Annotated in this window: 21 protein-coding genes; 18 read left to right on the forward strand and 3 right to left on the reverse strand. The window is 59.2% G+C overall.

Features of this window, described 5'->3' with window-relative positions:
* Window positions 1-7: 7 nt before the first annotated feature.
* Window positions 8-2653: a pyruvate dehydrogenase (acetyl-transferring), homodimeric type gene (aceE, locus tag CUR33_RS04420; protein WP_289238817.1), complete on the reverse strand. Its 2646-nt coding sequence runs from the start codon at window positions 2651-2653 to the stop codon at window positions 8-10.
* A gap of 265 nt (window positions 2654-2918) precedes the next feature.
* Between aceE and glnE the strand changes: the two genes are divergently transcribed.
* The 15 genes from glnE (at window position 2919) to CUR33_RS04495 (ending at window position 20967) form a co-directional block, all read left to right on the forward strand.
* Window positions 2919-5867: a bifunctional [glutamate--ammonia ligase]-adenylyl-L-tyrosine phosphorylase/[glutamate--ammonia-ligase] adenylyltransferase gene (gene glnE, locus CUR33_RS04425; protein WP_289238818.1), complete on the forward strand. Its 2949-nt coding sequence runs from the start codon at window positions 2919-2921 to the stop codon at window positions 5865-5867.
* Between the two features lie 71 nt (window positions 5868-5938).
* Window positions 5939-6862, forward strand: a complete 924-nt coding sequence (ilvE, locus tag CUR33_RS04430; protein WP_233683502.1) for a branched-chain-amino-acid transaminase — start codon at window positions 5939-5941, stop codon at window positions 6860-6862.
* A gap of 111 nt (window positions 6863-6973) precedes the next feature.
* On the forward strand, window positions 6974-8008 hold the full coding sequence (gene waaF / locus CUR33_RS04435) for a lipopolysaccharide heptosyltransferase II (RefSeq protein WP_289238819.1): 1035 nt from the start codon (window positions 6974-6976) through the stop codon (window positions 8006-8008).
* A gap of 1 nt (window position 8009) precedes the next feature.
* Window positions 8010-9011 carry a lipopolysaccharide heptosyltransferase I gene (gene waaC, locus CUR33_RS04440; RefSeq protein WP_289238820.1) on the forward strand — a complete coding sequence of 334 codons (1002 nt, stop codon included), beginning with the start codon at window positions 8010-8012 and terminating at the stop codon, window positions 9009-9011.
* Window positions 9011-10132: a glycosyltransferase family 4 protein gene (locus CUR33_RS04445; RefSeq protein WP_289238821.1), complete on the forward strand. Its 1122-nt coding sequence runs from the start codon at window positions 9011-9013 to the stop codon at window positions 10130-10132. The genes waaC and CUR33_RS04445 overlap by 1 nt, the downstream gene beginning before the upstream one ends.
* Window positions 10129-10935: a lipopolysaccharide core heptose(I) kinase RfaP gene (gene rfaP / locus CUR33_RS04450; protein ID WP_289238822.1), complete on the forward strand. Its 807-nt coding sequence runs from the start codon at window positions 10129-10131 to the stop codon at window positions 10933-10935. The genes CUR33_RS04445 and rfaP overlap by 4 nt, the downstream gene beginning before the upstream one ends.
* Window positions 10936-11901 (forward strand): glycosyltransferase family 9 protein, encoded by a 966-nt coding sequence (locus CUR33_RS04455; RefSeq protein WP_289238823.1) that lies wholly within the window; start codon window positions 10936-10938, stop codon window positions 11899-11901.
* The gene (locus tag CUR33_RS04460; protein ID WP_282874859.1) at window positions 11898-12632 is read left to right on the forward strand and encodes a lipopolysaccharide kinase InaA family protein; all 735 of its coding nucleotides are present in this window, start codon (window positions 11898-11900) and stop codon (window positions 12630-12632) included. The genes CUR33_RS04455 and CUR33_RS04460 overlap by 4 nt, the downstream gene beginning before the upstream one ends.
* Window positions 12629-13372, forward strand: coding sequence for a lipopolysaccharide kinase InaA family protein (locus CUR33_RS04465; RefSeq protein WP_282874860.1), 744 nt, complete (start codon window positions 12629-12631; stop codon window positions 13370-13372). The genes CUR33_RS04460 and CUR33_RS04465 overlap by 4 nt, the downstream gene beginning before the upstream one ends.
* A complete protein-coding gene (locus CUR33_RS04470) occupies window positions 13372-14832 on the forward strand; it encodes a lipopolysaccharide kinase InaA family protein (RefSeq protein WP_282874861.1) in 1461 nt (486 codons plus the stop codon). The genes CUR33_RS04465 and CUR33_RS04470 overlap by 1 nt, the downstream gene beginning before the upstream one ends.
* Before the next feature lie 14 nt (window positions 14833-14846).
* Entirely contained in the window at window positions 14847-16601 is a 1755-nt protein-coding gene (locus CUR33_RS04475; protein WP_167143119.1) for a carbamoyltransferase family protein, read from the forward strand.
* Window positions 16588-17730, forward strand: a complete 1143-nt coding sequence (locus CUR33_RS04480) for a glycosyltransferase (protein ID WP_289238824.1) — start codon at window positions 16588-16590, stop codon at window positions 17728-17730. The genes CUR33_RS04475 and CUR33_RS04480 overlap by 14 nt, the downstream gene beginning before the upstream one ends.
* On the forward strand, window positions 17717-18757 hold the full coding sequence (locus CUR33_RS04485; protein WP_289238825.1) for a hypothetical protein: 1041 nt from the start codon (window positions 17717-17719) through the stop codon (window positions 18755-18757). Before CUR33_RS04480 ends, CUR33_RS04485 begins: the two co-directional genes overlap by 14 nt.
* 120 nt (window positions 18758-18877) lie before the next feature.
* Window positions 18878-19840 carry a glycosyltransferase family protein gene (locus CUR33_RS04490; RefSeq protein WP_289238826.1) on the forward strand — a complete coding sequence of 321 codons (963 nt, stop codon included), beginning with the start codon at window positions 18878-18880 and terminating at the stop codon, window positions 19838-19840.
* 29 nt (window positions 19841-19869) lie between these two features.
* Window positions 19870-20967, forward strand: a complete 1098-nt coding sequence (locus tag CUR33_RS04495; RefSeq protein WP_289238827.1) for a glycosyltransferase — start codon at window positions 19870-19872, stop codon at window positions 20965-20967.
* Here CUR33_RS04495 and CUR33_RS04500 read toward each other — a convergent pair.
* Together CUR33_RS04500 and CUR33_RS04505 are read right to left on the reverse strand one after the other, a co-directional pair.
* The gene (locus tag CUR33_RS04500; RefSeq protein WP_448703153.1) at window positions 20964-21569 is read right to left on the reverse strand and encodes a toluene tolerance protein; all 606 of its coding nucleotides are present in this window, start codon (window positions 21567-21569) and stop codon (window positions 20964-20966) included. The genes CUR33_RS04495 and CUR33_RS04500 overlap by 4 nt on opposite strands.
* Window positions 21570-21587: 18 nt before the next feature.
* Complete coding sequence (locus tag CUR33_RS04505) at window positions 21588-22652, reverse strand: hypothetical protein (RefSeq protein WP_289238829.1); 1065 nt, start codon at window positions 22650-22652, stop codon at window positions 21588-21590.
* A gap of 88 nt (window positions 22653-22740) precedes the next feature.
* Between CUR33_RS04505 and CUR33_RS04510 the strand changes: the two genes are divergently transcribed.
* The 3 genes from CUR33_RS04510 to CUR33_RS04520 are packed head-to-tail and all read left to right on the forward strand — an operon-like array spanning window position 22741 to window position 26669.
* Window positions 22741-23925, forward strand: a complete 1185-nt coding sequence (locus tag CUR33_RS04510) for an O-antigen ligase family protein (protein WP_289238830.1) — start codon at window positions 22741-22743, stop codon at window positions 23923-23925.
* Between the two features lie 3 nt (window positions 23926-23928).
* The gene (msbA, locus tag CUR33_RS04515; RefSeq protein ID WP_289238831.1) at window positions 23929-25773 is read left to right on the forward strand and encodes a lipid A export permease/ATP-binding protein MsbA; all 1845 of its coding nucleotides are present in this window, start codon (window positions 23929-23931) and stop codon (window positions 25771-25773) included.
* A complete protein-coding gene (locus tag CUR33_RS04520) occupies window positions 25773-26669 on the forward strand; it encodes a GNAT family N-acetyltransferase (protein WP_289238832.1) in 897 nt (298 codons plus the stop codon). Before msbA ends, CUR33_RS04520 begins: the two co-directional genes overlap by 1 nt.
* Window position 26670 lies beyond the last annotated feature (1 nt).

The following is a 26670-nucleotide window of genomic DNA, read 5'->3' on the forward strand; positions in this document are numbered from 1 at the left end:
TCGCTCCTTAGCAGTCCAGTGGGTTGAGTTTTTCCGGGTTGATGCCGAACTTGACGATGGCCTCGGCCACCACCTTCGGTTCGATATCACCACGGTCGGCGAGTGCTTCCAGGGCCGCCAGGACAACCCAGTTACGGTCCACTTCGAAGAAATGGCGCAGCTTCTTGCGGCTGTCGCTGCGGCCGAAGCCGTCGGTGCCCAGGACTTTGAATTCCTTGCTCGGTACCCACTGACGAATCTGTTCGGCGAACAGCTTCATATAGTCGGTAGAGGCGATGACCGGGCCTTTACGGCCGCTCAGGCACTCTTCCACGTAGGTCTGCTTGGGTTTCTGGCCCGGGTGCAGGCGGTTGCTGCGCTCCACGGCCAGGCCGTCGCGGCGCAGCTCGTTGAAGCTGGTGACGCTCCATACGTCTGCCGCGACGTTGAACTCGTCACGCAGGATCTTCGCCGCTTCGCGCACTTCACGCAGGATGGTGCCGGAACCCAGGAGCTGCACGTGGTGCGCGGCTTCCTTCTTGTCCTCTTCGAGCAGGTACATGCCCTTGATGATGCCTTCCTCGATGCCGGCCGGCATGGCGGGCTGCTGGTAGGACTCGTTCATCACGGTGATGTAGTAGAAAACGTCCTGTTGCTGTTCGGTCATCTTCTTCATGCCGTCCTGAATGATCACCGCCAGCTCGTAGCCGTAGGTCGGATCATAGGTGCGGCAGTTGGGGATGGTCGCCGCCAGCATGTGGCTGTGACCATCCTCGTGCTGCAGGCCTTCGCCGTTCAGCGTGGTACGCCCAGCGGTGCCACCGATCAAAAAGCCACGGGTACGGCTGTCGCCAGCGGCCCAGGCCAGGTCGCCAATACGCTGGAAGCCGAACATCGAGTAGAAGATGTAGAACGGCAGCATCGGCTGGTTATGGCTGGAGTACGACGTACCGGCCGCAATAAACGAGCTCATTGCGCCGGCTTCGTTGATGCCTTCTTCGAGAATCTGGCCCTTCTTGTCCTCGCGGTAGAACATCACCTGGTCTTTATCCACCGGCTCATAGAGCTGGCCGACCGAGGAGTAGATGCCGAGCTGACGGAACATGCCTTCCATGCCGAAGGTACGCGCTTCGTCCGGGATGATCGGGACGATGCGCGAGCCGATGTCCTTGTCCTTGACCAGCTGCGCAAGGATGCGCACAAAAGCCATGGTGGTGGAGATTTCACGGTCGCCCGAGCCGTCGAGGATGGCCTTGAGGGTATCCAGTGGTGGCGTCGGGATGCTGAAACTCTTGGCGCGGCGCTGTGGCACGAAACCACCGAGGGCGGCGCGGCGCTCGCTCAGGTAACGGGCTTCGGCGCTGCCTTCTTCCGGCTTGAGGAACGGCAGGTTTTCCAGCTCGTCGTCTTTAACCGGGATGTCAAAGCGATCGCGGAACTGCTTGAGGCTGTCGACATCGACCTTCTTGGTGTTGTGCGCGGTGTTCTTGGCTTCACCGGCACCGGTGCCATAACCCTTGACGGTCTTGGCCAGAATTACGGTCGGCTGCTCTTTGTGGTTGACCGCCTGGTGATAGGCCGCATAGACCTTGTACGGGTCGTGACCGCCACGGTTGAGCTTCCAGATCTCGTCGTCGGACAGATCGGCCACCATCGCCTTGAGTTCCGGCGAGTTGAAGAAGTGCTCGCGGACGAACGCGCCGTCCTTGGCCTTGTAGTTCTGGTATTCGCCGTCGATGACCTCGTCCATGCGCCTTTGCAGGATGCCGTCGACGTCCTTGGCCAGTAGTGGGTCCCAGAAGCGGCCCCAGACCACTTTGTTGACGTTCCAGCCACCGCCACGGAACACGCCTTCGAGCTCCTGGATGATTTTGCCGTTGCCGCGTACCGGGCCATCGAGGCGCTGCAGGTTGCAGTTGATGACGAAGATCAGGTTGTCGAGCTTCTCGCGGCCAGCCAGGGAGATCGCGCCGAGGGATTCCGGCTCGTCGCACTCGCCGTCGCCCATAAAGCACCAGACCTTCTGCTTGCCAGCCGGGATAAAGCCGCGGGCTTCCAAGTACTTCATAAAGCGTGCCTGGTAGATCGCCTGGATCGGGCCCAGCCCCATGGATACGGTCGGGAACTGCCAGAAGTCCGGCATCAACCAGGGGTGCGGATAGGACGACAGGCCTTGGCCATCGACTTCCTGGCGGAAGTTGTTCATCTGCTCTTCAGTGATGCGGCCTTCCATAAAGGCGCGGGCGTAAACGCCGGGCGATGCGTGGCCCTGGAAGAAGATCAGGTCGCCGCCGTGCTCCTCGGTAGGCGCCTGGAAGAAGTAGTTGAAACCGATGTCATACAGGGTCGCCGAGGACGCGAAGCTGGAGATGTGGCCGCCCAGGTCCGAATCTTTCAGGTTGGTGCGCATGACCATTGCCAGCGCGTTCCAGCGCACCAGCGAGCGAATGCGGCGTTCCATAAACAGGTCGCCAGGCATGCGTGCTTCGTGGGTCAGCGGGATGGTGTTGCGGTAGGGCGTGGTGATCGCATACGGCAGCTGTGAACCACTGCGGGTGGCCAGCTCGCCCATACGGGTCATCAGGTAATGTGCGCGGTCTTCACCCTCGTTATCGAGGACGGACTCAAGGGCGTCCAGCCATTCCTGGGTTTCGACGGGATCGAGGTCTTGCATGGCTTGCTCCAGGGCGGAAAGGCTTCCAGAATCGGAGGCCAGGTTTCGTGGCCGACTTCGTGAGTGGCCGCGTGAATTCTTGGATTGACCGGGGGTAGGACCGGCTTCGTGTAGTTTTACTACATTCCGACGCCGATTTCAGCCTTTTGGATACAATCTTTGGTAGTAAAACTACAATTATTTTTCTGCCAGTGATTCGACCCGCTCTAGCGCTGGGTGTGCCATCCATGGTCGCTGCACTGGCAGACCGCTAAAAGGATAGACCATGAGCCTGCCCGCGCTGGCCTCTTTGCCTGCTGCCTTGTCCCCCCTCGCACTGCGTGCCGAACAGTCCTTGCAGCACGCATTTGCTGAGCTTTCCAGTGAGGCTGCTGCGGCTTTCGCAGGTTGGCCGCGCGCGCGAATGGAGGCGTTGCAGCGTGTGGGCGCTGCCAGTGATTTCGTGGTGCAGCAGGGCCTGCGCGACCCGCAGATGCTGCTCGATCTGGCCGCCAGTGGTGAGCTGGAACGCAGCCTCGGGGCGGGCGAATTGCGCGGGCAATTGGCGCGGGCGTTGGAGACGTGCGCCGATGACGACGAACTGGGGCGGCGCTTGCGGCGTTACCGCAATCGTCAGCAGCTGCGCATCATCTGGCGCGATATCAGTCGCCAGGCGGATTTGATCGAAACCTGCCGCGACCTTTCCGATCTGGCCGATGCCTGTATCGATCTGGCCTATCAGTGGCTGTATCCAAGGCATTGCGCGCAGTTCGGCACGCCCATCGGCCGGCGTAGTGGCCAGGCGCAGCATATGGTCATCCTCGGCATGGGCAAGCTGGGCGCCCATGAGCTGAACCTGTCCTCGGACATCGACCTGATCTTTGGCTACCCCGAAGGCGGCGAAACCGAAGGGGTGAAGCGACCGCTGGATAATCAGGAGTTCTTTATCCGTCTTGGTCAGAAGCTGATCAAGGCGCTGGACGTGATCACGGTTGAGGGCTTCGTCTTTCGCACCGATATGCGTCTGCGTCCATACGGCTCATCCGGCTCGCTGGTGTTCAGCTTTAACGCGCTGGAGCAGTACTACCAGGACCAAGGCCGCGACTGGGAACGCTACGCGATGATCAAGGCACGGGTGGTCGGTGGTGACCAAGCCGCTGGCGCGCAGCTGCTGGAGATGCTGCGGCCCTTCGTTTACCGGCGTTATCTGGATTTCTCGGCGATTGAAGCGCTGCGTGCGATGAAGCAGCTGATTCAGCAGGAAGTGCGCCGCAAAGGCATGGCTGAGAACATTAAGTTGGGCTCTGGTGGCATTCGCGAAGTGGAGTTTATCGCCCAGGCTTTCCAGCTGATTCACGGCGGTCGCGACCTCAGCCTGCAGCAGCGTTCGCTGTTCGCTGTGCTGAATACCCTGCGCGACCAGGGCTACCTGCCGGCCGCAGTGACCGACGAGCTGCGCGACGGTTACGCCTTCCTGCGTTATGCCGAGCACGCGCTGCAGGCCATCGATGACCGGCAGACGCAGATGCTCCCGGACAACGATCAGGACCGTGCGCGCGTGGCCTTTATTATGGGCTTCGACAGCTGGCCGGCGTTCCACGAGCGGCTTATGCACTGGCGCGGCCGGGTTGACTGGCACTTCCGCCAGGTGATCGCCGATCCCGATGAAGAGGAAGGTGGCGAGCCGGTCGAAGAGGCCGTGGGCTGCGAGTGGTTGCCGCTCTGGGATGATGTGCAGGACGAAGAGGCCGCGTGCCGGCAGCTGGCCGAGGCTGGCTTTGCCGAGCCGCAATCGGCTTGGCAGCGCCTGGCAGGCCTGCGCAACGGCAATCAGGTGCGCGCCATGCAGCGCCTTGGTCGCGAGCGTCTGGATGCCTTTATCCCGCGCCTGCTGGCACAAGCGGTGGAACATGAAAACCCGGACCTGGTGCTGGAACGCGTACTGCCGCTGATCGAAGCCGTGGCGCGGCGTTCGGCCTACCTGGTGCTGCTCACGGAAAATCCCAGCGCCTTGCAGCGCCTGCTGACCCTGTGTGCGGCCAGCCCGTGGATTGCCGAGCAGATCACCCGCTTTCCGCTGTTGCTTGATGAGCTGCTTAATGAAGGGCGGCTGTTCAAGCCGCCGCTGGCGCCTGAGCTGGCCGCCGAGCTGCGTGAGCGGCTGATGCGTATTCCCGAGGAAGACCTTGAGCAGCAGATGGAAGCGCTGCGTCACTTCAAACTGGCGCACCGGCTGCGTGTCGCCGCCTCGGAAATTGCCGGCACTCTGCCGCTGATGAAGGTCAGCGACTACCTGACCTGGCTGGCCGAGGCGATTCTCGACCAGGTGCTGGCACTGGCCTGGCGCCATACGGTGAGCAAATACGGCGCGCCGCGCCGCGCCGACGGCAGTATCTGCGACCCGGATTTTGTCATCGTCGGCTACGGCAAGGTCGGCGGCATTGAGCTGGGCCACGGTTCGGACCTCGATCTGGTGTTTATCCACGACGGCGACCCGCATGCGGAAACCGATGGCGAAAAGTCTATCGACGGCGCGCAGTTCTTCAATCGCCTGGGCCAGCGCATCATTCACCTGCTGACCACGCAGACCAACTCCGGCCAGCTCTACGAAGTCGACATGCGCCTGCGGCCGTCGGGCGCGGCGGGCCTGCTGGTCAGCTCGCTGGGCGCCTTCGAGCGTTACCAGCAGGGCGAAGCCTGGACCTGGGAGCATCAGGCGCTGGTGCGGGCGCGGGTGCTGGTGGGTTGTGCGCGGGTTGGCAAGGCCTTCGAGGCAGTACGCGCCGGTGTGTTGGGGCGTGAGCGCGACCTGGCCACCCTGCGCACCGAGGTCAGCGAGATGCGCGCGAAGATGCGCGACAACCTCGGCAGCAAGGCCACGGCGGCCGGCACCGCAGCGAATGCCTTCGAAGCCACCGCGCCGTTCGACCTCAAGCAGGACGCCGGAGGTATCGTCGATATTGAATTTATGGTGCAATACGCGGCCCTGGCATGGTCGCGCCAGTACCCGGAATTGCTTGAGTTCACTGACAATATTCGCATTCTGGAAGGGCTGGAGCGGGTCGGCTTGCTACCGGGCGAAGATGCCCGCTTGCTGCAGGATATCTACAAGGCCTACCGCTCGGCGGCGCACCGCCAGGCCCTGCAAAAGCAGCCTGGGGTGGTCAGCGGTGAGCAGTTCGCCGAAGAGCGGCGCACGGTGATGCGCATTTGGCAGGAACTGGGTTTGAACTGAATTTGAAGAGGTCGGGCGCTTAAGGTGGCCGGCCAAATGTTGTACCAATCGAATGTGAGGAGCAGGCAACTATGTCGATGGCCGATCGTGATGGCGTGATCTGGTATGACGGCGAGCTGGTGCCGTGGCGCAACGCGACCACCCACGTGCTGACCCATACCTTGCACTACGGCATGGGTGTGTTCGAAGGCGTGCGTGCCTACAACACCCCGCAAGGCACGGCGATCTTCCGCCTGCAAGCGCACACCGACCGCCTGTTCGACTCGGCCCATATCATGGGCATGAAGATTCCGTTCAGCAAAGACGAAATCAATGAAGCCACCCGCGCCGCCGTGCGCGAGAACAACCTGGAAAGCGCCTATATTCGCCCAATGGTGTTCTACGGATCTGAAGCCATGGGCCTGCGCGCCAGTGGCCTGAAAACCCAGGTGATCGTCGCGGCCTGGAGCTGGGGCGCCTACATGGGCGATGAAGCCCTGCAGGTGGGCATCAAGGTGCGTACCAGCTCCTTCACCCGTCACCACGTGAACATCTCGATGACCCGCGCCAAGGCCAACGGCAACTACATCAACTCGATGCTGGCCCTGCAGGAAGCCATCTCCGGCGGCGCCGACGAAGCGCTGCTGCTGGATCCGGAAGGCTACGTGGCCGAAGGCTCGGGCGAGAATATCTTCCTGGTCAAGAATGGCGTGATCTACACCCCGGAAGTGACCTCCTGCCTCAATGGCATCACCCGTAACACCATTCTGACACTGGCCGCTGAGCATGGTCTGGAAGTGGTCGAGAAGCGCATCACCCGCGATGAGGTGTATATCGCCGATGAAGCCTTCTTCACTGGCACCGCCGCCGAAGTCACGCCGATTCGTGAAGTCGATGGCCGGCAGATCGGCGCAGGCCGCCGTGGGCCGATCACCGAGAAGCTGCAAACCGCTTACTTTGACCTGGTGACGGGTAAAACCGATGCCCACGCTGAGTGGCGCACGCTGGTCAAATAACGGTCTCGCAGGGGCTGGATGCTACGGCATTCGGCCCGCGGGCTAGGCTGATAGCCGAGCGTTGAGTTTGTCTGGGAGGCGAAAGCCTCCTTGGTCGTTTCTGGAAACCGCATGAAAATACTGATCGTTGGCCCCAGCTGGGTGGGTGACATGGTGATGGCGCAGACGCTGTTCCAGTGCCTGCAACAGCGTCATCCCGGTTGCGCAATCGATGTGCTGGCCCCCGAGTGGAGCCGGCCGATTCTCGAGCGCATGCCCGAAGTGCGTCAGGCCCTGAGCTTTCCGCTCGGGCATGGCGTGCTGGAACTGGCGACGCGGCGCACGATCGGCAAGTCCCTGGCCGGCCAGTACGATCAGGCGATTTTGCTGCCCAACTCGCTGAAGTCCGCGTTGGTGCCGTTTTTTGCCGGGATTCCCAAGCGCACCGGCTGGAAGGGTGAGCTGCGCTACGGCCTGCTCAACGATATCCGCACGCTTGATAAAGAACGCTACCCGCTGATGATCGAGCGCTTTATGGCGCTGGCCTTCGAGCCCGGGGTCGCGTTGCCGCAACCTTATCCACGCCCCGCCTTGCAGATCGATGCGCAGAGCCGTGACGCCGCCTTGACCAAGTTCGGCCTTAGCCTGGATCGCCCGGTGCTGGCGCTGTGCCCAGGGGCTGAGTTCGGTGAGGCCAAGCGCTGGCCGAGCGAGCATTACGCCAAGGTCGCCGAGCTGAAGATCCGCGCCGGCTGGCAGGTGTGGATTTTCGGCTCGAAGAACGATCACCCGGTTGGTGAGGATATTCGCAGCCGGCTGATTCCCGGCCTGCGCGAGGAGGCGGTGAACCTGGCCGGCGAAACCAGCCTGGCTGAAGCTATCGATCTGCTGTCCTGCGCCGGCGCTGTGGTGTCCAACGACTCAGGGCTGATGCATGTGGCAGCTGCGCTGAATCGCCCGCTGGTGGCGGTTTACGGCTCGACTTCGCCGGGTTTTACCCCGCCGCTGGCCGAGCAGGTGGAAATCGTCCGCCTGGGCCTGGAATGCAGCCCGTGCTTCGAACGCACTTGCCGTTTCGGCCACTACAACTGCCTGGGCCAGCTCAAACCGCGCCCGGTGATCGAGGCGCTGGATCGCCTGGTCAGCGACCCGGTCGAGGTTGAATAGCTTGCGGGTACTGTTGATCAAGACCTCCTCGCTGGGCGATGTGGTGCACACCTTGCCAGCGCTGACCGATGCGGCGCGCGCCATTCCCGGCATCCAGTTCGACTGGGTGGTGGAAGAGGGGTTTGCCGAGATTCCCGCCTGGCACCCAGCAGTGGCGCAGGTTATCCCGGTGGCCATTCGCCGCTGGCGCAAGCACCTGTGGCAAACGTTCAAGAACGGTGAGTGGAAGCGCTTCAAGCAGCGGCTTGGCGAAACCAAGTACGACCTTGTCATCGATGCCCAAGGCCTGCTGAAAAGCGCCTGGCTGACCCGTTACGTCAAGGCACCGATTGCCGGTCTGGATCGCGACTCTGCGCGCGAGCCACTGGCCAGCCGCTTCTATGATCAAACCTATGCCGTGCCGCGCGAGCAGCATGCCCTTGAGCGCACCCGCCAGTTATTCGCTCAGGCGCTGGGCTATGCGCTGCCAACAGGCGTCGGCGATTACGGCCTGAACCGTGCGCAGCTGGCCGATCAGGCGCCGCAGCCTTACTTGCTGTTTCTGCACGGCACCACCTGGCCAAGTAAGCACTGGCCGGAAGCCGACTGGCGCCAACTGGCCGAGCAGATGAGCGCTCAGGGGTGGGCGGTGCGCCTGCCCTGGGGCAATGAAGCCGAGAAGGCTCGTGCCGAACGGATTGCCGCTGGCATTGAAAACGCTGCGGTGCTGCCCAAATTAAATCTTGCAGGCGTGGCCAAGGTCATCGCTGGGGCCAGCGCTTGCGTGGCGGTGGATACCGGTCTCGGCCATCTGGCCGCTGCGCTGGATGTGCCGAGTATTTCGCTCTACGGGCCGACCCTGCCGGGGCGAGTCGGTGCCTATGGGCGTGGTCAGGTGCACCTGTGCGCCATGGGGCCGAATGCCGGCTCGGGTGATCGCCACAAAGCCTGTTTCGACGGCCTGGATGCCGAGCGTGTCGCCATACAATTGCAGGCCCTGTTGCTGGCCGAGGACGTTGTCTGATGCAGCTCGCGTTTATCCTCTACAAATACTTCCCCTTCGGCGGCCTGCAGCGCGACTTTCTACGCATCGCCCTGGAGTGCCAGGCGCGTGGCCATGCCATTCGCGTATACACACCGATCTGGGAAGGTGAAGTGCCTGCGGGCTTCGAGGTGGTGGTGGTGCCGGTCAAGGCGCTGTTCAACCACAAACGCAATGAGAAGCTCACCGCCTGGGTCGAGGCGGACCTGGTCAAGCGTCCGGTGGATCGGGTGATCGGCTTTAACAAGATGCCTGGCCTGGACGTCTACTACGCCGCCGATGGTTGCTATGAAGACAAGGCGCAGACTCTGCGCAACCCGCTTTACAAGCGCTGGGGGCGTTACAAGCACTTTGCCGATTACGAGCGTGCGGTATTCGCCCCCGAATCGAAGACCGAGATTCTGATGATCTCCGAAGTGCAGCAACCGCTGTTTATCAAGCATTACCACACCCCGCTGCAGCGCTTTCACCTGCTGCCGCCGGGCATCGCTGCAGACCGCCGCGCGCCGGCCAATGCCGCCGAAATTCGTGCCGAGTTTCGTGCTGAATTCAAGCTGTCGGATAGCGACCTGCTGCTGGTGCAGATCGGCTCCGGCTTCAAGACCAAGGGGCTGGATCGCAGCCTCAAAGCCCTGGCCGCCTTGCCGCGCGAGCTGAAGCAACGCACCCGACTGATCGCCATCGGTCAGGACGATCCGCGCTCGTTCCAGCTGCAGGCCAAGGCGCTGGGTGTGTCCGATCAGGTGCAGATTCTCAAGGGGCGCAGCGATATTCCGCGTTTCCTGCTGGGTGCCGATCTGCTGATCCACCCGGCCTACAACGAGAACACCGGCACCGTGCTGCTGGAGGCGCTGGTCTCCGGCCTGCCAGTGCTGGTAACGGATGTCTGCGGCTATGCCCACTACATTGCCGAAGCGGATGCCGGGCGGGTGCTAGCCAGTCCGTTCGAGCAGGAACGCCTCAATCATCTGCTCGCCGATATGCTGGCCGATGATCAGCGCCGCGCGTTCTGGTCGCGCAATGGCTTGGCTTACGCCGATAGCGCCGATCTTTATTCCATGCCGCAGCATGCGGCCGACATCATTCTGGCGACACGCCCATGAAGCTAGTACTGGCTGAACCCTTTAAAAGCCTGTGGGCCGGGCGCGATGCCTTTGCCGCTGCCGAAGCGCTGCAGGGGCAGGTGTACCGCGAGTTGGAAGGCCGCCGCACGCTGCGCACCGAAGTCGATGGGCGCGGTTACTTCGTAAAGATTCATCGCGGCATCGGCTGGGGTGAAATCGTCAAGAACCTGCTCACCGCCAAGCTGCCGGTGCTTGGTGCGCGCCAGGAATGGGAGGCCATTCAGCGTCTGACCGAGGTTGGTGTGGCGACCATGACTGCCGTGGCTTATGGCGAACGCGGCAGCAATCCAGCGGCGCAGCATTCCTTTATCGTAACCGAAGAACTGGCGCCGACTACCGACCTCGAGCAACTCAGCTTGAACTGGGCGCTACAACCGCCAGAGCCACGCCTCAAGCGGGCGCTGATCAAGGAAGTGGCGAACATGGTCGGCAGCATGCACCGCGCCGGGGTCAATCATCGTGACTGCTACATCTGCCACTTTCTGCTGCACACCGATAAACCGGTAACCGCCGACGATTTCCGTCTGTCCGTGATCGACCTGCACCGCGCCCAGGTGCGCAGCCAGCTGCCCTTGCGCTGGCGCAACAAGGACCTGGCTGCGCTGTATTTCTCGGTGCTGGATATCGGCCTGACCCGGCGCGACAAGCTGCGTTTTCTACGTGGTTATTTTCAACAACCCTTGCGGCAAATCCTTCAGGAAGAAGGTCGTCTGCTCGCTTGGCTGGAATCCAAGGCGGCTAAATTGTACGGCCGCAAACAGCGTTATGGAGATCGACTGTAGATGTCGGAGAAGAAGGCGTTGATCGGTCCGGGAGTGAGGGTTGCACTGGTTCCATGTCCTGCGTTGGGCGATACCACGCTGTTCTTGCGCCTTGCCTGGCGTCTCCAGGCTGCGGGTGCGAAGGTCACCTTAGCTTCAGTATCGTTGTCATCAGTGAGCGAGTACCTGCCTGGGCTGGACATCCTAGGGGGCACGCCGGATGTGCCTGCACTGGCGGGCTGTAACGATTTGGTTATCTGTGCGATTGATTGGTACGTTGATGTTCCTCTCAGCAATGTGGCGTACCTCGCCGGTAAGAAGCTTCCCGTCAAGCTCAGGTCCGAGCCGCCGCCTGTATGGCTTGATGATTGCCGCATTGAAGGGGCGCACAACGTGATTTGTCGCGACCCGAAAGCCGGCAAGACCATGGTGCAGTGGATCGATCTGTACGCCGAAGAGGTCTTGGGGCTTGATCTATCCAAGCCTATTGCGGGGTTACAGGTTCCGCCCCGTGAAACCGGCGCGGAGGTGCGGCGTGTGGCCATTTTTCCGACCACGCCGCATGCCAGTAAGAATTTCTCAACGTCTGGGTTTCGCCGCCTTGCTCGCCATTTGGTTGCCAGGGGCTGGCAGGTCGAGTTCGTCGGCATCCCGGCTGAGCAGCAAGCCTTGAGGGCACAGTATCCAGGCCATCATGTGCATGCGTTCACTGATTTGAAAGGGCTTGTCGACTTCCTGCTGACATGCGCCATCGTCATTAGTAACGATTCGGGTGGCGGGCATCTTGGTTCACTGCTGGGGTTGCGGACATTCACCATTACGCGCCGGCGTACCGATTTCACTTGGCGGCCCGGCTTCAATGAACTCAATAGCGTGATCAATCCGGTTCTGAGCTTCAAATGGCTGGGCAAAACAGTCTGGCGCCCGTTCATTCCGTTGCGCCGCATCGTCAGTGCGCTGCCTGACTTAAACAGGACGCAGGCATGACAGCGTGGAAACATGACCTGCACGATCCGATTTTGCTCGGCGCTTTCGGAACCCTTGAGGCCGTATTTGCACTTGAAGGTGAGCGTTTGACCTCTGACCCCTTGTCTGAGGTCATTCGTGTGGAGTTTGGCGGGGTGCGTTATTACGTCAAGCGCTACTGGGGCGCAGGTAAAGGTCTACGACGTTACCTTGGTCGTCCTCGGGTTAAAGCGGAGTGGCAAAACCTCAAGTTGTTCGCTAAGTGGGGCATCCCCACTGCGCCGATTGTGGCCTATGGGCTTGAGCGCCAGATGGGGGCTTTTGTCCGCGGGGCGCTCATTACCCGTGAGCTTGAGGGCACGCTTGATTTGGCCGAAATTGCCAATCGGCAGGATGCGCGGTTGAGCGACCCCCGTTGGGTTTTGCAGGTCAGTCAGCAGTTAGCCAAGGGCACCCGTGCGCTGCACGATCACCATTTCACCCACAATGACTTGAAGTGGCGCAACCTGCTGGTCAATGAGCGCGGTGAGCTGTTCTTCATTGATTGCCCGACTGGAACCTTTTGGTGGGGGCCTTTGCTGCGTTACCGCATCATCAAGGATCTGGCATGCCTGGATAAAGTCGCCCACAAGGTGCTTTCACGTTCCCAGCGGTTGCGTTTTTACCTTCAGTACCGTGGTCGTAAGCGCTTGAATACTTCCGACAAGAAGCGCATCCGTCAGGTCATTGCGTTTTTTGAGGGCCGGGAATGAGTGCTTTTATTGCCGCCCAGGACCGTACCCTGCTGGAACATCACGGGCTTGCCAGTTTTGAGGCGCTGTGGGCGCTGAAACTTGAGGCCGTTGATGAACCCAATACGGAGCGTGGCGGCTGGAGCAGCGTCTACCGGCTCGAACTGGGCGATGCGGCGTTCTACCTCAAGCGCCAGAGCAATCACCTGACCCGAACCCTGCGTCATCCGTTTGGTGAGCCAACTTTTGCCCGCGAGTTCCGCAATATTCAGCGCTACAGGGCGTTGGGGATTCCCGCATTGCAGGCAGCATTTTTTGCCGAGCGTAAATTGCCTGGCGAGCAGCGCGCAGTGCTGCTGACCCGCGCGTTGGATGGGTGGCAGGATCTGGATGCCTGGTTACCCAGTTGGCCAGCGCTAGCAGAGGCCCGTCGTGTGGCCATTCTCAAGGCGTGTGGTGAACTGGCGCGGCGTCTGCATCAGGCTGGGCAGATGCATGGCTGTTTTTACCCCAAGCATATTTTCCTGCGCGAAACGCCGGTTGGCTTCGACGCGCAGTTGATCGACCTGGAGAAAACCCGACCGCTGTTGTTTGGCGAGCGCGATCGGATTAAGGACTTGGAGCCATTGCTGCGCCGCGCGAATGTCTGGGCGGCGGCGGATATTCAGATCCTGCTGGCTGCCTACCTCGGTCCTGATGCTGATCTCGAGCGCTGGGGCGCACGAGTCGGGGCGCGTCGGCGTAATAAGGAGTCACGCTGATGAGTCTGGCGAGCCTCGTACAGGCCGGTCGTACGCCGGCCTTGCCACTGACTGTTGACGTGACGGGGGCGGGTGGCCTGACTGGTCTGAGTGTGCAGCGTTGGTTGCGTGTACTTCCAGGCCAGCGCTATGTCGGCGTGGCCGAATGGTGCGGCCAGCCAGTGCTGGCCAAGCTGCTGGTGGGTAACAAGGCTGCGCGACATTTTCAGCGCGAGCGTGACGGTGCCCTTCTGCTCGCGGAGCAAGGGCTGAATACGCCGCAGCTGTTGTCGGGTGGGCTGCGTGATGGTGAGGGCGGCTGGCTGCTGTTCGAGTATCTGCAAGGTGCTGAAAGCCTTTGGGAGGCTTGGCGCGCGGTGGAACATCAGCCGCTGCTGAGTGCCGATCAGCAGGCGGTGCTGGCTGAGGCGCTGATCAGCATCGCGCAGATGCACCTCAAGGGGTTGTGGCAGGCGGACCTGCATCTGGACAACCTGTTGCGGCATAACGGCCAGCTGTTCGTTATCGACGGCGGCGGTGTGCAGGTTGAGACGGCAGGTAAACCACTGTCGCGCGCCAAGGTGCTGGAAAACCTTGGGGTGTTCTTCGCCCAGCTGCCCGCCGAATTGACGCCGTTTATCGAGGAGTTGCTGGTGCATTACCTGCTGGCGAACGGCGAACATGCCTTGCCGCTGGAAGCGTTGCTAAAAGAAGTGGAAAAAGTGCGCCAATGGCGTTTGCGCGATTATTTGAAGAAAATCGCCCGCGATTGCAGCCTGTTCGCCGCGAAAGTCGGTGCGTTCGGCCTTCAGGTGGTTCGCCGTGACAAGCAGGCTGAGCTGCAGCCGCTGTTGAGCAATCTGGATCAGCTCACCGAGCAGGGCCATATCTACAAAACCGGTGGTGCGGCCACCGTGGCGCAAGTGCAGCTGCAAGGTCGGCCGCTGGTGGTCAAGCGCTATAACGTGAAGAACCTGGCGCATTGGCTCAAGCGCTTCTGGCGGCCCAGTCGGGCCTGGCACAGTTGGGTCGAAGGCAATCGCCTGCAGTTGCTGGGCATCGCCACACCACAGCCACTGGCCGTCTTAGAGCGGCGCTGGTGCTGGCTGCGCGGGCGTGCCTACCTGATTACCGAATACTGCGGCGGGCAGGATATAATCGCTCGTTTTCAGGCGTTCCACGATGGATCGCCCCCAGAAAGCGACCTGTTGGCTCTGGATCGTCTGTTCGCTGCCTTGTTGCGCGAACGCATCAGTCACGGTGATTTCAAGGGGCACAACCTGTTCTGGGACGAGCGCTTGGCATGCTGGTCGCTGATTGACCTCGACGCCATGCAACAGCACCGCAGTGCGCGCAGTTTCGCCAGGGCCTATGCCCGCGACCGCGCCCGTTTTCTGCGTAACTGGCCCGCCGACTCGGCGCTGCACCAGTTGCTCAACCAACGTTTACCGCTGACGCCCGCCGTCGGCTCAGCAGACTAAAAGAGGCACAACCAGTGGCATTGACGATTCTCGGCCTTTCCGGCGCCCTCAGCCATGATCCATCCGCCGCTCTGTATATCGACGGCAAGTTGATCGCGGCCGCCGAAGAAGAGCGCTTTGTGCGCGACAAGCACGCGAAGAACCGCATGCCCTACGAGTCGGCCAAGTTCTGTCTGGAACAGGCCGGGATCAAACCGTCCGACGTTGATGTGGTGGCTATTCCGTTTGCGCCGATCAGCATCTTCGAGAAAGCCCGCTGGCAATATGCCAAGCGCTACTGGTACGCACCGGATCGCGCCCTCGATGCGATCCTCATGGGCAATCGTCGCTACAAGCGTTACCACAAGAAGATTCAGTGGTGCCTGGAGCAGCTGGGTTTCGACCTGAAGAAAATCAAGATCGAGCCGGTCGAGCACCACCTGGCTCACGCCGCCAGCGCCTATCACTGCTCGGGCTTTACCGAGAAGACCGCGATCCTCGGCATCGACGGTAAGGGCGAGTACGCCACCACCTTCTTCGGTTACGGCGAGAACGGCAAGATCCACAAGATCAAGGAATTCTACGACCCGGATTCACTCGGCGGCCTGTACGGCGCGATCACCGAATTTCTCGGCTTCGAGATGCTTGATGGCGAGTTCAAGGTCATGGGCATGGCGCCTTATGGCGATGCGGCCAAGTATGATTTCTCGCGCCTGGCCAAGTTCGAGAACGGTGAGCTGATCATCAACACCGACTACGCCAACGTCATCGGTTTCCGCCGCTACAAGGAAAACGGCAAGGGCTACTACTTCTCGCCCAAGCTGATCGAGTGGCTGGGGCCGAAGCGCCAGGGCGACATTGCTGACGATCCATACATCCACTACGCCGCCAGCATGCAGGCGCTGTTCGAGAAGCTGGCGCTGGAGATGATGGAGTACTACCTCGGTGACATCATCCGCGAGACCGGCAAGATTGCCTTCGCCGGTGGTTGCGCGCTGAACGTCAAACTGAACCAGAAGATCATCGCGCGCGACGATGTGAAAGAACTGTTCGTCCAACCGGCTTCTGGTGATGCTGGTACTTCGGTCGGCGCGGCTGCCTATATTTCGCACCAGCGCGGCGTGCCGGTGGAAAAGATGGAGCACGTCTACCTCGGCCCGTCCTACAGCAACGAAGATGTGATCGCCGCCTGTGCTCGTCACCCGAGCAAGCCGGTGTTCAAACAGATCGACAACATGCCGCAGCGCATCGCCAAGATCATGGTCGACGCCAACCCAGTGGCCTGGTTCCAGGGGCGTATGGAGTTTGGTCCGCGCGCCCTCGGTGGTCGTTCGATCATCGGCTGCCCGAGCGTGCCGGGCGTGGCCGACCGTATCAACGAACAGATCAAGTTCCGCGAGCGCTGGAGGCCGTTCTGCCCGTCGATGCTCGACACCGTTGGTCCGCAGATGCTCAAGGTCGATCACCCGAGCCCGTTTATGACCTTCACCTTTGAAGTCAACGACGAGTGGAAGACCCGCGTCGGCGAAGTGGTGCACGAAGATGGCACCTCGCGTGCTCAGGTGCTCAAACGCGAATACAACCCGCGCTATTACGACATGATGCTGGAGCTGGAAAAACTCACCGGCAACGGCGTGTCGCTGAACACCTCGCTGAACCGTCGCGGCGAGCCAATGATCTGCTCGCCAACCGATGCGCTGAACATGTTCTACGGCTCCGACCTGCAGTACCTGATCATGGAAGACATCCTGGTGGTCAAGGACGGCAAGGATTGGTATGACAACGTCTGAGGTCGCGGAGGCTGCTCAGCCGTGGGTGCTGCAGTTCTGTCACGGCTATGACGGCCCCTTCCTCGATTGCGCGCGGCAGTACGCCGCGCTCTTTGTTGGTACGCCTTATAAAGTGTGCACGGTGTACCTGACGGGTAAACCGAGTGCTGCGGTCGAGCAAGGCTCGGCATCTGACGAGGTGCTTTTCCTCGACTACTCGAGTCGCGACGTGCGCGGCCTCAAGCTCAAAGCGATCCGCGACCTCAAGCATATTGCCGCTTCGCGCGACTTCAAATTCTGCATCGCCCATCGTTTTAAACCGATCTACGTCGCCCTGTTAGGCAGCGATCTACCAGTGATCGGTGTGCACCATGCGTTTGGCGACTACAAGCGGCGCACGCGCCAGCTGTTTGCCAACTTCTTCCGCAAGCGCCTGGCCTTGCTCGGGGTTTCCAATGCGGTGCGCGATGACATGCGTGCCTGCCTGCCGAACTGGGCTTCCGAGCGTATCGAGACGTTGTACAACCGCATTGATCTTCACGCTGTCCAGACTGCGCAGGTTTCGCGCGAAGCAGCGCGTGAGCACCTGGGCTTACCTCAGGATGCCTGGGTAGTCGGCAATGTCGGGCGCCTGCACCCGGACAAGGATCAGGCCACCTTAATTCGCGGTTTTGCCGAAGCCTTGCCGCAGCTACCGGAAGGCAGTCTGCTGGCGATTATGGGCAGTGGTCGGCTTGAGGCTCCATTAAAAACGCTTGCCCACGAGCTGGGTGTGGACGCATCGGTGCGTTTTCTCGGTCAAGTTGCCGATGGCCGTAACTATTTCAAAGCGTTTGATGTGTTTGCCCTGACTTCGGATCATGAACCATTTGGGATGGTGTTACTGGAGGCGATGGCGGCCGATGTGCAGGTGCTCGCTACGGATTGTGGCGGTGCGCCTGAGGTGGTCGGCGACTCAAGCGCCTTGTTCGCGCTGGGTGATCACACTGTGCTGGCCGCTCGACTGCGGTCCGCTGCCGTGGGCAGGTTTGGCCCGCTGGGTACTGAGCGTGTAAAAGCCGGTTTTACGGATGAGATTGCGCGCACGCATTTCTGGTCATGGCCTGGTGTGAGTTGCATCGTGCAGGAGGCCGGTAATGGTCAGTCGTGAGCCTAAGCAGCTTGTTTACCTCGTGTATGGGGGGAAGCCGGAGTATCACCGCGAGGCCAAGTTCAGCATCCTTTCCGCGTTGCATCACGCTCGTGGCGAGTGTCCGCGAATTTTGCTTTACACCGATGAGCCGGCACAGTTCAGCGGCTGGCCTGTCGATCTGATTACGCTTGATGCGGCAACCTTGGCCCGCTGGACGGGGCCTGCTGCATATCTGCACCGACGCAAGGCGGCGGCTATTCGTGATGCGCTGGCGTACGCGGAGCAAAGCATATTCATCGATACGGATACCTTCTTTCTGGCTTCACCGCTCAAGCTATTTGAGCGACTCGCGGGTTCATCCTGGCTGGTCGACGAAATTGAAGGCGTCTGGAAAGAGTACAAGGGCGATGTGATGCATGACGTCCTGGCACCTTACCTGGCAGAGCATCATGGTGTTGATCAGCAGATGCTGCTGATCAATTCGGGTGTTCTGGGCTTCCAGGTTGAGGCGTCACACCTGATGGATGAAACCCTGGCCCTGATCGATGTACTGCACCCGATGGTTCCCAAGATCCACGTGATCGAGCAGTTCGCCATGGGTGTAGCCGCCAGGCACTTGGGCCGACCTGCGCAGGCGCAAGGTATCGTCATGCATTACTTCTCAGGTAAGAACTACTGGCGCCACATGATCGCTGCGTTTTTTCAGCGCTATGGCGAGGCGTTTTCAGTGCAGGCCGTACAGGCGGTGCGCGAGGTACCGACCTCTAAACCCAAGCCTGTCTGGTGGCAGCGACTCGACTATCGCGTGAGAAGTCTATTTGTTCCTGGCAAAGCCCGTTCGCTTGCCAAGCTGGCGTATTACGCCGCGGTGATGCGCGCCGATCCTTATGCTGAAGCCTGCGGTTGTGGATACGCCGAGGAGCTAAGGCGAAAAGTCGCAGCCAAAGGCGACGCGCTGAGCAATCAGCCCTGGAGTAAAGTCCTCAGCCGGCGGCATAAGCAGCGTTTGGCCGAGCTGTTGCAACTACCATATGGAACGCTCTAGCGGATTCAACGACAGGCTCTGCTTCTGCCTTCGTGGCGGTTGCTCGCTGTATAGATGCTTCGGGGCAGCTATTGCGCTGTTCTCATAAGCGATTATGGGTAGCGTTTTTGAGGTGTGTCAGTGAACGTGCTTTTTCTGGTTCAAGCCGAGCAGCGTGCAATCTTAGACAGGCTGTATGACGGCATCGCCGCCTCATGCGACAGCTGCGACATTCGTTGGCTGAGTAGCGATGAGCAGGCCAATCTGAAGCGCTATTTTCGCGAGCACGTTGATCTGTCCCGTTACGACAGGGTTCTCTTCTTCCTGCGGTTCAAGAAAGAGATGCGCCAATGGCGCTTCATTCGCACGCTGCCCAATGTGGTGATTCTCGAGCACGACGCTTATCAAAACTATATTCCGTGCAAATACACGGGCAAGTTCAGCGCCCACTACCGGCGTATGCCCTGGGTGCGCATCATCAGCTCCGGTGCCCAGGTCAGCCAGCGTTTGCGTGCCGAAGGGTTCGATGCTGTTTTCGTGCCAAAAGGCTACGACCAGGGGCTGATGACCTATCAAGGCCAAGCGCGTGATATCGAGTTGGCCTTTATTGGCAGCACCAAGAGCGTGGCCTACAGCGGGCGCAAGGCGCTGCTGGATGAGTTAGCGTCCGTCGAGAACCTGTTGGTCACCAAGACGCAATCCGGCCAGGAATATAACGACACACTCAACCGTATCCGTTTCTTCGTAAGCGCAGATGTCGGAATGGGTGAATACATGATCAAGAACTTTGAGGCGATGGCCGTGGGGTGTGTATTACTCGCCTATGACCAGGGTGCCGAAGAAAATGCGGCGCTGGGTTTTGTCGATATGCATAACCTGGTGCTGTACCGCGATATTCCCGAACTGCGCGAAAAACTTGGCATGTTGCGCGCCGACCCACAAAGAGCCCAGATGATTGCAGAGACCGGTCGAGTACTGGCGCAGCAGCGTTACAGTTTTGCAGCGCTGGGGCTTGCTATCGCCGATGCCATGCGTCCTGCATTGCGCCCCCAAAAATATCTGCCGTGGTATTTACGACCGCTGGCTAGGTTGAAGTTGATCTAAGGACCCGCCGGTTCATGCAAGGGGTGAATGTGAGCGTTCTGAACGTTATGTGGAGCGGTGGTTCAGCCTTCGTATCCGTGCATAAGGTGCATCGGCAGGTTCTCCAGATGGGGACGCCTGGTGAAACTGTAGAAACGCTGTTATTGCAGTCAGGTGATGCCGCGCCGCTGGCTGATCTGGGGCGCGTTACTGCGCTCGGTCTTTCCTCGGCGCGCATCAAGGGCGCAGGGCTGTTGGGGGCGCTGCAACGTGTGCGGGATCGGCGGCGTCTGGCTAAGCGGCTGATGCAGCAACCGCCACGCGTGGTGCTTATCGACGGCATCGGTGTGGCAGCTTTTATTCTCCCCTTGTTGGCAGCGTTGACCGCTACACGAGCGGTGGTGATGTTTCATGGCTCAAAACGGCTAAAGGCAGCACACATTGCTCTCTTGAGGCGCTTTCCTGCGGATCGTCTGGATCTGGTAGCGGTTTCTGCCACGTTGGCCGCTGAGCTTGAAGCGCAGGTCGGCTTAAAGGTGCTGAGCGGGCGTGTAGCGATCGAACCCGTGGCAGTTCGATCCTCGCTTATGGCGCGAGAAGCCGCGCAGCGTGCCCTTGGAATTCCGCCAGGTGCCGGGCGGACGATTGGCGCGGTGGGCCGCCTGGTGCCAGAGAAAGGCTTTAGTCGTCTGGTGACTGCTGCCGCGGGTTGGCTCCTGAACAACCCCGAGGATCGTCTTGTGATCGTCGGGGAGGGGGGTGAGCGCCAGCAATTGACAGCCCTTGCTGAAAAATTGGGTGTGCTCAGGCAGGTTCATTTGACCGGTCATCATGCCGAAGCCCCCCGGCTTTACTCGGCCTTTGATTTGATCTGCATTCCGTCGGAGCAGGAGGGGTTGGGGTTGGTCTTGCCTGAGGCGGTGATTGCAGGCGTACCGGTTTTGGCGAACGATTTAGCGGTCTTTCGTGAACAGCTCAATGGTGCGGCAGGGCTTTTGCCATGCGCTACTGAGGCGTGGCACGATGCGCTCAATACAGTGCTGAAAGAAGACCTCGCTGCACTGGCTGACGTGCAGTGTGCGGGCTTGGATGCCGACGGTGTTTGGGCGCGCTTCGGGGCGTTTTATCAGGACTTGCTTGCGCGTTAGTCTGCTAAAACCGCAGCCGATAACTCGGCCATTGGAAAGCATCCGGCAATCTCCATTTGCCGTAGTAGGCGTGCGAAGTGCTTGAGGTTGCGTGCCGCTTTGGCTTTTGACAGCGATCGACGGTGAAAGGCCAGATCGGCAACATCAATTAGTCCCAAGGTGTCTTGTGGGGTCAGCACGATGTTGCCCAAGTGGAGTGAGCGGAAGTAAATCCCTTTTCTGTGAAGCTCGCGGATGAAGTCACAGAGAGCCGGCAAGCGTGTGATAAAGCTTTCGGGATTCTGCAGGTACAGCTCCTTGAGGGTCTGGCCTGGAAGCGGTGTATAGAGAACGGCACTGAGCTGTTTTTCAGGAAAGGTGTACAGCGTGATAGGCGTTAGCGTTGGAATGCCTAATTCAGCCAGACGCTCTGCATTTTGATAAAAACGCACCGAATACGGTCTGAGCAGGGCTGAAGAAATCAAGCGTTTGCGCCGGAAAAGCTTGAGGAAGTGGCCGTTGGATAGGCGATAAACCTTGGGGCCCAGACTGTCTTCTTCGAGTACTTTCGCCTCGGCGGTCAATGTCGCCAACGCGCTATCGGTTAGGTGTTTCGTGCTCAGCATCGCGTGTCCTTAGCCTTAATCGACCTGCTTGGCCTTGAGGCGGCTTATTAGGTGGGCCTGCATGGTGCCGTAGTGGCTGCCTGCCAACAGTTTTAACAACGGATCTGCCAGCCATAGCGTCATATGCTCGCTGCTCAGTGGATGTCCCTGTCGTTCTTCAAGATTGACTAATGCTTTATCCCACCAAGCCACTGCACAGGCTTGATCGAACTCATTTGAGTAGTCATGACACCCATAAAGCAGCTCTCGTATAAATTGTCTGCGCTCTTTATCGATTAGGGCAGACACTCCTTTTTGCCACCCCCGGTAAGGCTGTGGTGGTCTTGGCAGGCGATCATTCACGAGCAGTACATCTGCCATCGCTGTTTTGCTCAGCGGCTCATCGTGATGCTTTGAGTGCCACGCTTGGATTTTGGCCCTGAACTGTGCCTTGCGACTCCAGTAATGATGTATGAGGTCGGTGCAGCCGTTTAGCTGCAGCTTTCCATGCGCCGCCAGAGCCAAGCTGAGCTCTTCTAACGTGTAGAGTTCCGGAGCCAGGGGGCGCAGGTCATCCATCAGCTTAATGGAGTGCTCGAGAACACCTTTATCAGCCGTGGTCAGGCCGATTACGCCAGAGTTCGTCTGGCGTAAATTTGTCTGCAACAGCCCTGTTTGCGCGAGGTAGCTAACTGACTGCCTAGGAAGCGATGGTGATTCGCCGAGTGGGGCTCCTATAGCATTGCAGAGCAGATGACCACCGGTAACTCGCTCGAACAGCGAGTCAGGAGAGGCACGGAAAAACGTGTCAGTGTCAATCAGTACAGCCTTTTGATGTTCGCTGAGGACTTCAAGCAAGGCCGCGTGCTTGATCCTGAAATGGTAGCGGTGAGGCCCTTCCCAGGTGGTGGCTATGGCGTGAGTCGATACGGGGAGTCTCGCGTAAAACTCTGGGTTGTCGGTAAAGACCTGAATCTCAAACTTTCGGTCGCTGACGCAGGAGGCCGAGTGGGCAAGCGCACTGGCTATGCTGAAAACCGCCTCGCGTTGGTAAATTTCTGCGCCGAAGGCGAGATAGACGAGTTGTGGGGTGGCATTCATTGCATGAGGCATCGATTGGTAGATACAGCATAGAATACCCCTTTTTTAGGTTCATCCGCCCACTGAGTGCCCAGGGCGTTGGGAGTTGATGTTGAGGATTCAAACGACAGGAATACTGCTGCTGATAACGTGTGGTTATTTGTGGTTTTTGATGGGTATTGCGTGGGCCCCCAGCAATAAAATTTATCAGCAAGCACTGGTTGTGTTGCTCTGGTTGCCCGGCCTGCTGGCGATGGTGATCTTTCGCAAGCACCTGCTGGACATTTGGCGAAAAAGTCGGCTGTTCTGCTCGTGTTTAGTTCTCTTCTTGGTGTGGGCTGCGTTGAGCGCTATGTGGACTGGTGCCGAGGAACCATCCAGAGAACTGAAGCGCGTTTTTTATGTGGCGCTATTTCTTGTTTCTCTGGCGTTGTTGGGCGCTGAGGAGCCTCGACGGATCTGGCAGGGGCTATCTTTAGGCTTTGTAGGCTTGGCCCTTGCTTGTCTTGTAAGTATTTACCTCTTCTATGTTCGCGACATGCATTCTCTCAGCGCTCGGCTTGAGGGTATCGGTCAAGTGGGGCATCCGATTCTCGGCGCGTACGTGATGGCGCTGGCAGTGATTTGGGGGGCACGATTCAAGCCTTCTGGTTTCTTGCCATGCTTTATATGGGGGGCATTGATGCTATTCGCTTTGGCGTTTGTTCTGATGGGGCAGAGCCGAGGGGCAATACTGGCGCTAATAGCAGGTGTTTTTGCTTTGCTTTTGCTTCGTGGCGGGCGAGTTGTGTGGCTCGGTGGTGCTGCAATAGTGCTTGTATGCTGGGTTGGCTATGAGCTGTTTGCGCCGCTTATCCTCGCGCGGGGGCTGTCGTACCGCCCGGAAATTTTCCAGGCGAGTCTCGACATGTTCTTGCAAAACCCTTTTCTCGGATTAGGCATCGGCACCGATTATCGCGTTGTGACATTTAACTACCCCGAGGGATTCGACCACACGCACAATGGTTTCACTCATGTCGCTGTTGAGCTGGGAATACCTGGTGTGGCCTTGTGGATCAGTCTGTGGTTATGCGCATTGCATATTGCTTGGCAACATCGATTTTCTGCCGAGGGACGGCTGGTGTTCGGAACGCTGGTTGTCTCGTTGGCGGCGCTTCAGTTTGATGCGGCCAGTCTATGGGGGACCCCGAGGGCTGAGTGGTTTGTAATCTGGCTTCCGCTTGCTCTCACGCTTGCCCTCGTTGCACAACCGCGCAGTGATAAACTGCGGCCCGTCTGTATTGAAGCGAGTTGATTGATGAGTGATGTGAAAGATGACGCGGCCCAGCCGAGTAGCCTGAAAGTCTACTTTCGATTGCTGGGATACGTGAAACCGTACATTGGTATGTTTTTGATCAGTATTGTTGGTTTTCTGATCTTCGCTTCAACTCAGCCAATGCTTGGTTACATCCTCAAGTTCTTTGTGGATGGCCTGGGTGACCCCAATGTTGGGCTTTTTTCCGGCGTACCTTGGATGCAAGAGCATGCGCCCTGGCTCGCCCAGCTCAAACTGCTTCAGGCAGTCCCGCTGCTTATTGTACTAATCGCTCTTTGGCAGGGTGTCGGTTCATTCCTCGGAAACTTTTACTTGGCCAAAGTTTCCATGGGCTTGGTTCAGGATCTGCGCATCGCGTTATTCAACAACCTGCTAACGCTGCCGAATCGATATTTTGATAGCCACAACTCAGGTCACCTGATTTCAAGGCTCACTTATAACGTCACCATGGTCACGGGCGCCGCTACAGATGCGATCAAGGTGGTGGTGCGTGAGGGGATGACGGTCGTCTTTCTTTTCGCAACGTTGCTGTGGATGAATTGGAAACTCACTCTGGTGATGGTCGCGATACTGCCTGTTATTGGTTTAATGGTATCCAGTACGAGTAAAAAATTTCGTAAACAAAGTAAAAAGATTCAAGTGGCAATGGGCGATGTTACCCATGTTGCGTCTGAAACAATTCAGGGTTATCGGGTTGTGCGTAGCTTTGGTGGCGAGGGCTATGAACAGCAACGCTTCCAAGCAGCCAGCGAAGATAATCGTCTTAAACAATTGAAGATGGTTAAAACAGGCGCTATCTACACCCCGAGTCTTCAACTGGTAATTTATAGCGCCATGGCTGTTTTGATGTTTCTGGTGCTGTTGCTGCGTGGAGAAGCCAGCCCAGGTGATTTAGTGGCTTACATCACGCTGGCGGGATTGCTACCCAAGCCAATTCGTCAGCTTTCAGAGGTGAGTTCGACTATTCAAAAAGGTGTCGCGGGGGCTGAGAGTATTTTTGAGCAGTTAGATGAACAACCTGAAGTTGACTTGGGCACCCAGGAGCGCGAACGGGTTACAGGTCGTTTGCAAGTCAGCAATCTCAGCTTTCAGTATCCGACCAGCGAAAAACCCGTCCTCGATAACATATCTTTTGTCGCCGAGCCTGGGCAGATGGTGGCGTTGGTTGGGCGTTCAGGCAGTGGCAAATCTACGCTAGCGAGCCTTATTCCGCGGTTTTATCACCACGAGCATGGCCAGATTCTGCTTGATGACCTGGATGTTCAAGATTACACGCTGCGCAACCTGCGACGTCACATCGCCTTGGTGACCCAGCATGTGACGCTGTTCAATGACTCTGTGCGCAACAACATCGCCTATGGTGACTTGATCGATGCACCCTTGGATGCCGTCAAGCGTGCCGCTGAAGACGCTTACGCGGCTGAGTTCATCGAAAAAATGCCGCAGGGATACGACACGCTGGTGGGCGAAAATGGTGTATTGCTCTCAGGCGGTCAGCGTCAGCGTCTGGCAATCGCGCGGGCGCTGCTCAAAGACGCACCATTGCTGATTCTTGATGAAGCCACCTCTGCGCTGGACACTGAGTCCGAGCGGCATATTCAGGCTGCGTTGGACAAGGTAGTTGAGGGGCGCACCACCATCGTGATTGCCCATCGGTTAAGCACAATCGAAAAGGCCGATCTGATTCTGGTCATGGACCAGGGCCAGATTGTCGAGCGTGGAACTCACAGCGAGTTGTTAGCGTTGAACGGCTATTACGCGCGACTGCATGCCCGGGACTTTGCCGAGGATGCTGACCTAGGCCTGGACCTGGACCCGAGCGCCTAATGCTCAGTCATTTGCGCGCTTGGCGCGAGCGTGGCTGGACGGTCATCGAGGCATCTGAGTACACCGCTGCCTGGCAACGGTTCGGCGGCAGTGTGGCCACCCATCCACAAGTGATTGAGCGGCTGGCAGGCTTGGCGGGCGTGCCGGTTCGTTATCTCGGCTGGTTTGCCGGTGATGAGTTGCAGGCGGCGATTCCGACTTGGGGACGGCACTTGGCACTGTCCAAGGATGTGCTCAAGCAGCAGGGTAAACGCGGTCTGTTCGACCTTGGCAATGCCGAGTTGATTCTGCCGGCGGCGCCCTCGGCCAGCGTCTCGCTGCGCCATCTCGGTCGTTATATTTCCATCCTCAATGCTGGAGCGATCAGCACCCTGCGTGAGCAACCCGAGGGGCTGGCCCTGGCGCGTGAGCCTGAGGAGTACAGCAAGAAATTCCGCTACAACCAGCGCCGCGAGCAGCGGTTACTGGAAGAGGCCGGCGGGGTGATTCGGCCGATGCTCGATCTTTCCGCTGCCGAGCAGGCGGTAATTTATGCCGATCTGTTTCAGCGTCGCTGGGGTTTTGAAGCCACTGGCAAGGCGCATTTGACCGAGGTATTCAGCCTGATGCGCGACTTTATGACCGGCTCGCTCATCTACCTTAACGACCAAGCCGTGGCGATTCAGGTGCTGTACCGCGTCGAGGCACCGCAGTGGGTCAGTCTGGAATACATCAACGGTGGAGTTGATCCGCAAAACCGCGAGTTCAGCCCTGGCAGCGTGCTGAGCTTTATCAACACGCAGACCGCCTGGAGTGAAGCTCGCGCGCTGGGCAAGCCGTTGCGCTATTCCTTCGGCCGGGCTGACCGCGAATACAAAGACCGCTGGTGCAACCGCGTCGCGGTTTATCAGGTTTGAT

It is taken from the genome of Pseudomonas sp. FEMGT703P, from assembly GCF_002786345.1.
GTDB classification, from domain to species: domain Bacteria; phylum Pseudomonadota; class Gammaproteobacteria; order Pseudomonadales; family Pseudomonadaceae; genus Aquipseudomonas; species Aquipseudomonas peli.